Source organism: Kitasatospora cystarginea (genome assembly GCF_039533515.1).
GTDB lineage: Bacteria > Actinomycetota > Actinomycetes > Streptomycetales > Streptomycetaceae > Kitasatospora > Kitasatospora cystarginea.
On record NZ_BAAATR010000096.1, the window covers coordinates 1 to 7,466 of the forward strand.

7 protein-coding genes and 2 pseudogenes are annotated in these 7,466 nt (G+C 70.3%); 4 read left to right on the plus strand and 5 right to left on the minus strand.

What is annotated here, in order from left to right:
* Window positions 1-372: 372 nt before the first annotated feature.
* Window positions 373-723 carry a hypothetical protein gene (locus tag ABD369_RS39540; protein ID WP_344641488.1) on the minus strand — a complete coding sequence of 117 codons (351 nt, stop codon included), beginning with the start codon at window positions 721-723 and terminating at the stop codon, window positions 373-375.
* 38 nt (window positions 724-761) lie between these two features.
* Window positions 762-1,049 (minus strand): DUF6296 family protein, encoded by a 288-nt coding sequence (locus tag ABD369_RS39545; RefSeq protein ID WP_344641489.1) that lies wholly within the window; start codon window positions 1,047-1,049, stop codon window positions 762-764.
* Window positions 1,050-1,951: 902 nt separating this feature from the next.
* On the opposite strand from ABD369_RS39545, the gene ABD369_RS39550 reads away from it, so the two are divergent.
* Both ABD369_RS39550 and ABD369_RS39555 read left to right on the plus strand, forming a co-directional pair.
* A complete protein-coding gene (locus ABD369_RS39550) occupies window positions 1,952-2,137 on the plus strand; it encodes a CsbD family protein (protein WP_344641490.1) in 186 nt (61 codons plus the stop codon).
* A 667-nt stretch (window positions 2,138-2,804) separates the two neighbouring features.
* Window positions 2,805-3,173, plus strand: coding sequence for a low affinity iron permease family protein (locus ABD369_RS39555; protein WP_344641491.1), 369 nt, complete (start codon window positions 2,805-2,807; stop codon window positions 3,171-3,173).
* A gap of 77 nt (window positions 3,174-3,250) precedes the next feature.
* On the opposite strand, the gene ABD369_RS39560 is transcribed toward ABD369_RS39555, so the two are convergent.
* Window positions 3,251-3,397, minus strand: a complete 147-nt coding sequence (locus tag ABD369_RS39560; RefSeq protein ID WP_344641492.1) for a hypothetical protein — start codon at window positions 3,395-3,397, stop codon at window positions 3,251-3,253.
* A gap of 671 nt (window positions 3,398-4,068) precedes the next feature.
* Here ABD369_RS39560 and ABD369_RS39565 point away from each other — a divergent pair.
* Both ABD369_RS39565 and ABD369_RS39570 read left to right on the plus strand, forming a co-directional pair.
* Window positions 4,069-4,413 carry a hypothetical protein gene (locus ABD369_RS39565; RefSeq protein WP_344641493.1) on the plus strand — a complete coding sequence of 115 codons (345 nt, stop codon included), beginning with the start codon at window positions 4,069-4,071 and terminating at the stop codon, window positions 4,411-4,413.
* Window positions 4,414-5,746: 1,333 nt separating this feature from the next.
* Window positions 5,747-6,802 carry a transposase gene (locus ABD369_RS39570; protein WP_344641494.1) on the plus strand — a complete coding sequence of 352 codons (1,056 nt, stop codon included), beginning with the start codon at window positions 5,747-5,749 and terminating at the stop codon, window positions 6,800-6,802.
* 29 nt (window positions 6,803-6,831) lie between these two features.
* On the opposite strand, the pseudogene ABD369_RS39575 reads toward ABD369_RS39570, so the two are convergent.
* Both ABD369_RS39575 and ABD369_RS39580 read right to left on the minus strand, forming a co-directional pair.
* A pseudogene (locus ABD369_RS39575) lies at window positions 6,832-7,050 on the minus strand (hydroxymethylbilane synthase); the annotation flags it as partial.
* A gap of 195 nt (window positions 7,051-7,245) precedes the next feature.
* Window positions 7,246-7,466, minus strand: a pseudogene (locus ABD369_RS39580) (hypothetical protein); the annotation flags it as partial.

Consider the following 7,466-nt stretch of genomic DNA (forward strand, 5'->3'; position numbering starts at 1 on the left):
AAACAACTGCGCCACCCGGCCGACGCCGGCCCCAGTCTCGCCGAACTCCTGGCCGTTCTCCTGCACTGAATCACCTGACCGCCTGCCCCGGTCACGGTGCGGCTCCGCGTGGGTCAGGGCGGTGGCCGCAGGAGGCCCGTGCAAGTTGAGCAGGGCCCCGAGAGGCCTGGCAGGACCCGGCCGCACCAGGCCGATGATGGAGGCGACTCGAGGCGGAAGCGGCGAGGGAAGCCCACCCGTGTCTGCGCCCGGACCTGCACGGCGCTGTGCCGGTAGGAGGCGGATCCTGGACCACGGTTGCGGTGCCGAAGATGAGCGCGCCGAGCGCGGCTTCGAAGCGGGCGAGCAGGCGCCGGGAGATCGTCGACTCCCTCACCAGTCCTGCTGCCCGCCGTCATCACTGTCGACAAGCAGCAGCGACGTTTCGACCACGAGGACCAGGACATCAGCCACAACGGCTGCCACCTGCCCACATCGCCGCCGGCGGCGAACACTCCGGCGGCGAAGGGCTGCACACCGCGAGGAACTCACCGTGCGCCAGCCGTACGCCGACGCCATCGTGTACGGCCCGAAACGGCTCAGGCCGAATCGGTCCGGACCTGCGGACATGGGCCAGGGATCCGGCGGCTGTCGCCTCTCTTCGTCCCGCACGATGGCCGCCGCGTCCCGCACCCGGGCTCCGAGCGACACGTACTGGCGGGAGAACTCCTTGTAGACGGCCAACCGCATCGGCGTGCGGGAACGGGAGCCCGGCCCCGGCCTCACCCCCGCAGTAGGCCTGCGCCGTCGGCTCCGCCGGGTGGAGGCAGGGCCTCGGCGTGCAGGCACTGCTCCTGTCCGCACCCGCCCGAGGCGGAGGCGGTGTCCGCGAGGGGTTGGGCGACACCCTCGTCGGTGATCTGGACGCGGAAGGCACCAGAGTCGTCGGCGTAGACGGGCCGCCCGTCTGCGGTGAGGTCCGACGTCAGGTGGACCACGATCACGGTGGGCGGGCCATGGCTGCCGGGCGCCCCAGGGAGCGTGATGCCGTATCGCCGGACCGCTGTCACGGGAAGCACCTCCGACCGTTCTCGGGGCCCCCAGCCCCTCCCGGGTCCCAGTGCCCGGGACCGGCCCCACTTCGTTCACCTTCATGGTATGCAGCCGCTGAGACCGGCATCGTCGCATGCTCAGCCGTGTTGGGCCCGCCCGGCCCCGCCGACACCCGGTGGCGCACCCAGGGGTCCGGGCACCGCCACCGGTGGGTCAGCACAAGTTGCCGAAGGCCGACGGTGGAACCCGTGCAGCCCACCCCGGCGGACAGCCGCACACGCCAACCGAGAAAAGGACATCAGGACGGGACACGGCGGGAACTGGCGACGCGCCGGGCGCACCGCACCAGCGCCGTCGGGCGGAGACATACCGGGAGTGTCGGCGTACACCCGGAACGTGGCCAGTGAGGTACAGCGATACGTCCCCACCCTGAAGGTGTTCGTGCGCAGGTCGGGGAGCCGGGGCCACCCGATTTCTCAGGGTGCGGGACACGACAGTCCGTCAAGGGCGCCCTACGGGCGTCGCTGCTCGATGGGGCTACGCCCCACCCCGGACTGACCGCCCTGTCCCGAGGCTGGCTGGCTATCGGCCGACCCCGGCCATGCGGCGGCCAAGCAGCCGAGGACGTTCGCTCGTACCGGGTTGGGGAGACAACTCCGTACGCCGAAAAGGAGCGGCCGGCGGCATCGGGAAGTGCGTCCCGGGCCCGGCGATCGGTGAGGAACGGAGCCCTCGGTGCGGTCGGCGATCAGGCGGGACAGTCGAGTGGCAAGGCCGACCGGGTCCCCCGAGGATGACGTCAAAGAGCCCGGCCGTGTCGGACAGGCCGTGCCGGCTTCGACCGGCGGGTCGCGGCTCGCTGATGACACGTCACCGGATGGCTGGGTGACGCCGACGATTACGGATCCAGGAGGATGTCATGAGTGCTGGTGCCAAGGCCAAGAACATCGCCGACAAGGCCAAGGGCAAGGTCAAGGAGACGGCCGGCAAGGCGACGGGTGACGAACAGCTGGAAGCCAAGGGCAAGGGCGACCAGGTGAAGGGTGACGCCAAACAGGCGGCCGAGAAGGTGAAGGACGCGGCCAAGGACACCTTCAAGGGCTAGAACAGCCCCGGCCGGAGCGGTCGTGCCGTCCAGTCAGAAATTGGCGTGCTGCCGCTCCTCATCGGTTCGGCCTGACCACCCCCGTGCGGCCGGACCGAGCCGGCCCGCCGCGCTCGTCGACGTCGAACAGAGCTTCACCGAGCTGATCGCGCGGCGCGATTCCTGAAGCGTGCGGGCCGGCTCCGGGGCACCCGGCCGGGGAGCGCCTATCCAACGCCCGCCGAACACCAAGGTCAACACATTTGGGCGGGCGCGGGGTACCGGACGTGGTCAAGCGGCGGGGTGCGGTCGGCTCGGCCCCACAGGAGCGCGTAGTTATGGGCAGATGAGCGAGGAGACGGTCAATGAGCCGGTCGCCGGCGAGGGCGGCCAGGACAGCAAAGACGTCCCAGCGGGCGGTGGTGAGGCTGCTGTTCAGGGCGCGGGCGACGGTTTCGACGAAGGCGGGGCGGCGACCGGTTCGGGCAGGGGGATATGGGAAGCGATCACGGCCAGGGCCCGGTTGGGCAGTGCTGCGGCAAGGGCGCAGCGTTCGGCTTCCTCATCAGTGATGCAGCGACCCAAGTCGCGGATAGACGACAGCGACAGCGCCGCCCGGCCGGGGTACCAGGGCTGGCCACCGGCGTGGCGAGCGCCGCCCCGCAACTCAGGCCACTATGCAGGACCCATGTCCTTCCGGCATCCCGCCGAACGCGCCGACAGCGGCCGCGGCCACTTCGAGCGCGTGGCCGAACGCGCCTCGAACTTCACCAGCTCACCCGTGTTCTTCCTGCTGTGCCTGCTCCTGGTGGCCACCTTCGTCGCTGTCCACGCCGTCGGCCTCTCCCTCAGCGGGCAACTGCTGATCGGCGACCTGATCACCGCCGTGACACTGCTGCTGCTCGCACTGCTGAAGAACGCCGAACGACGCGCCGAACACGCCATCCAGCGCAAGCTCGACGCCATCGCCGCAGCCCTGCTGGAACAGCGCAGCGGACACACCGACAAGGCGGTGGAGTCCCTGGAGGAGGCGATCCGGCTGGAGGACGAGACCTGAACCGCACAGACGCTGTCCCGAGCGGCCTCGCCCAGCCTCCAGCCCATAGAACAGCCCTCGCCCGGCAGTGCCGCCGCTCATTTCCACAAGTCAGGGCCGCCGCCCTGCCATTCAACGATCCCCGGATCCTCGATCAGCGCCGCGTCCAGCCCGGCACGCCCCATGAACTCCGTGACATCGGACGCGTTGTGGGCATGGCCCACCGGCATCCCGTCCACGTCCACGCGCCGGGCCGGGCCGGCTCACCCGAACCATCGTCGCCGACCGGCCGGACGATCACATGCACCCCGCGGCGGGAATGCGCTCCAGTTCCCGGACCACTCATACACCCAGCCTCACGCGAATCCACCGACCGGTCCAAAGCTTTCGCCACCGGCCGCGCCCACACCTGGTTTCTGATCGAGCACGGCGCAGCGGTGGTTGTGAGGTCCGGGAGCTGTGCCCCGCCTGGCTGCTGCTGCCTGCGACAGAGATGAATTGAGAATCATGTCTTGTATGTCCTGAATTTTGGTGCACAATCGTGCTATGGAGGAAGGACGTGAGCAGCGGAGCAGCTGGACGTTCCTGACGAAACCACTCCCGTGTGCCGCTGAGGATCTCGCGGGACCCGGAGGTGCTCCTGCGGTTGTGGAGCGGGGGTGCGCGCGATCGTCTCCGATGTTGAAGGTGTCGGATACTGGCTCACTCCCGGTGCGGGCGCCGCAATCACTACCGTGTCGCCCGCGGCACGTTCTTCCGCCATCCCGCCGACGCCGACCACGAGATCGCGGGGCTGCTCGGTCTCTTCGCCGATCTGCCGGCTCCCGGTGCCGGCGACATCCACGCCGGTGATCAGCATGATGACGACCAGCGGCCCTGATTTCAGCCCCCGTACCGGCGTCCGGCAGCCGCGGGCATGCGCCGGTTCCGCCTGCGGGCGGAAAGCCGCAGCAGCCCGCTGGCATTCATCAAGGTGGTGATTCCCGTGACCGACAGTCCGACGAGCTCGCACGACGTTCCGGTGCCCGTGACAGCGCTCATCAAGCTCACCGAGCTGAAGGAGTTGGCGTCGACGGCTGTGGACTGCTGGAACAACGGAGACCAGAAGGGCGCGTTCGACGCGGTCGGTGCTTCCATGCCGGTGGCCGCCGCGGCGGCCACCGCCTTGAACATCCTGCTCGAACTCGACCGCGTCGCAGCGCAGAGCGCGGAGAACGAGCGCAGACGCACCGAAGAGGACGCCTCGGCCTGGTGGGGCTGACATCCCCACTACAGGCCGCTGGCCTCAGCTCGCGCATGGCCGCTTCACCAACCTGGCGGGCGGCGATCGCTCCGTGCGCCCGGACAGCGTCCCCGCGGCCGCGAGCGCCGCAGCCGGTCCTCCCGCCACGCGGGCGGACGGCGGTTCGAAGCGGGCCGGTGGCGCGGGCCGGGACACCCTGTCGAGCCCGTCAGCCCCGCGGGCAACCGCGGGGCTGGTAAAGCGTTCTGTGTCCGGGCCCGATCGGCCCTCCGGCACAGGCGTGCGCCACGGACATCGGGCACCGTGGGAAGGGCGGCCGAATGCCGCGACGGTGGCAGGGACACCCTTCGGCCCCGATGTGTGGACCCTGCCGCCGCCCCGGGGCAGCATGACGCCCTGCGGCGGCCGGTCAGGGAGTGCTGGTGGAGGACTTCGACGCGGTGGCAGAGCGCCTCTACGGGCTGACGCCGAACCAGTTCACCGCGGCCCGCAACGCAGCCGCGGAGCAGGCCCGGCACGGCGGCGACCGCGCACTCGCCGACCGCATCCACCGCCTGCGCCGCCCCACTCAGGGCGCCTGGCTGGCCAACCTCCTCACCCGCACCGACCCCGTCGGCGTGCAGCGCCTGCTGGACCTCGGACACGCTCTGCGCGAGGCCCAGGAACGACTGGAGGGCAAGCGGATGCGCGAACTCACCACGCAGCGCCACCGCCTGGCCGGCCAGCTCGTCGATGCCGCCCGCACAGCGGCGACCGCACGCGGCCACAGCACGGGCCAGAGCGCGCTCGCCGAGCTGGAACAGACCCTGCTGGCCGCGACCGGCAGCCAGGCGGCCGCCGACGCTCTCGCCGCCAGCCGCCTGACCGAGGCCCTGCCGCCGGCGACAATCGCGGACACCCTCACCGCCCTCGCACTCCCCAACCGCCCAGCAGCCCCGGCGGCCCCGGCACCCGCCCACCGTGCGCGCCCCGCGTCCCAGCGCATCGACGACCGCCCACGATCAGCCCCACCCACCCGCTCATCCCCCGCCCCCGACCGGACGGACCTTGCGAACCGGAGGTGGGCCGAGCGCCTCAACCAAGCCAGCGACGTTGCCGTCCGGGCGGAGCGCGACTCGAGTTGGCCGGGGAGAGCGTGCGCGCCGCCTTGGAGGCACTGGCCGGTGCGGCCCCAACCTGACTCGCGACGCATTTCGGATCAGACCGGATCGGGGAATGGGAACTGCGGTACGCAGCCCGCGTCGATTCCTGGCGCCCGCCCTCCTCGAAGACCAAGCGTGACCAGCTCGCGCAGGTCTACGGCCAGGACGCCCTCGCGCTGCTGCGCGCGGTACGGGCGCCCGGCGCTCCCGTGTGGCTGCGCGAGATCGAGCCGGTGGAGTTGTTGCGCCAGGTGGTGGTGCAGACCTACCACGTGACGACCGACACCCGGGGACGGGAGGTGATCAGGAAGCGGGAGGCCGACAGTGACGGCCTCCCGCCCGGCCAACTCCGCCTCGCCTCCCCCTACGACCCGGACGCCCGCTGGTCGGCCAAGGGAGACGAGCTGTTCTGGTGCGGCTACAAGGTCCACCTCACCGAGACCTGCGACCCCCACACCGATGCCGACACCCCTGACACCACGACCGCCGGCACGAGCGCGAGCACCGACACGAGCGCGACAGCCTCACCTGCCCGGCCGAACCTGATCACCGACGTAGTCACCACCGTGTCCACCGCGTCGGACGTGACCGCCACCGCCGGCATCCAGCAGCGCCTGACCGAACGGCAGCTCAAGCCGGGCGAGCACTACCTGGACTCCGGCTACCCCTCTGCCGAGCTGGTCGCCGACGCAGCCCGCGACGGCATCACCATGGTCACCCCGCTGCTGGCCGACCGCTCCCGTCAGGCCCGCGCCGCCGAAGGCTTCGACAAGAGCGCCTTCGACGTCGACTGGAAAGCCCGTCAGGTGGGCTGTCCTGAAGGCCGCACCAGCACCGGCTGGTATCCCGTCCGGCAGCACGGACACGACGCCATCGTGATCGAGTTCGCCCGCTCCGACTGCCGCCCCTGTCCGTCCCGCGACAAGTGCACCACCGCGATCAAGGGCCGTCGCATGCTCACCCTGCGGCCCCAAGAACTCCACGAGCACGTTGCCGCCGCCCGCACCGCACAGAAGACCGACACCTGGCAGGCCAAGTACGCCCTGCGTGCCGGAGTCGAGGGCACGATCAACCAGGCCCTCGACGTCACCGGAATGCGCCGGGCCCGCTACCGCGGCCTGCCCAAGGTCAGCCTCCAGCACGCCTTCTCCGCCACCGCGATCAACATCATCCGGCTCGACGCCTACTGGACCAGCCAGCAGCCCCACCGCCCCAGGACCCGCATGAGCCGCCTGTCCCGGCTCGCCTACCGACTCGCCGCCTGATCAACACAACCAAATTGGGCAATAGAGTCATGCGCCGCGAGGTCGGCCTCGTCGGCCATCAGCGCGGCGTCGACCTCCTTGGTGAATGCGCACTTGCCGCCGAGCCGCGCGAGGTCGCCCGGCCAGCGGTCGCCGGAGGCGGTGACGGGCACCACTGCGGTGCGGTCCCGCTCGACCTGGGCGAGAGCCATGGGTGAGGAGCGGGAGACGATGCGGATCAGCTCGGGGAGGCCATGACGGGATGATATGGCGTCAGAACCTCGCTCCCGTCTGTCACAGGCAGGGCGCGGCCCTCCGCCGACGGTCCGGCCCACAGTGAGGGCACGCGCCCCCTGGTTGACCGAACGGTCGCGAATATCGAAGTCCATCGGACCCCTGAGCTGGGGTGTTGCGAGGACCACTAGAACTCAAGTGAACCGACGGGCCGTCACGAAAGATCGAGGTCAGTGAGTGCCGTACTGGATGGAGTGGCTGTGGAGCCGTGAAAGCGCGTCTGAACCGGTGGAAAGCGGGGGGCTAGCTTTCGGCCGGTCAATATTGAAATATTCGGAGAAAGTGGACGGATCATTAGCCTCGATCTTGCATGACGGCTCGTCAGCTTTGCTGGCGGGCCGTTTCTGCTTGTCCGGGCGTGCTGTTTGTGCCTGTGGGTATGGCGAGGGCC

Excerpts from the sequence above, each read along its gene's own strand:
- ABD369_RS39550 (WP_344641490.1), top strand. The coding sequence starts at position 1,952 with ATGAGTGCTGGTGCCAAGGCCAAGAACATCGCCGACAAGGCCAAGGGC.
- ABD369_RS39555 (WP_344641491.1), top strand. The coding sequence starts at position 2,805 with ATGTCCTTCCGGCATCCCGCCGAACGCGCCGACAGCGGCCGCGGCCAC.
- ABD369_RS39565 (WP_344641493.1), top strand. The coding sequence starts at position 4,069 with ATGCGCCGGTTCCGCCTGCGGGCGGAAAGCCGCAGCAGCCCGCTGGCA.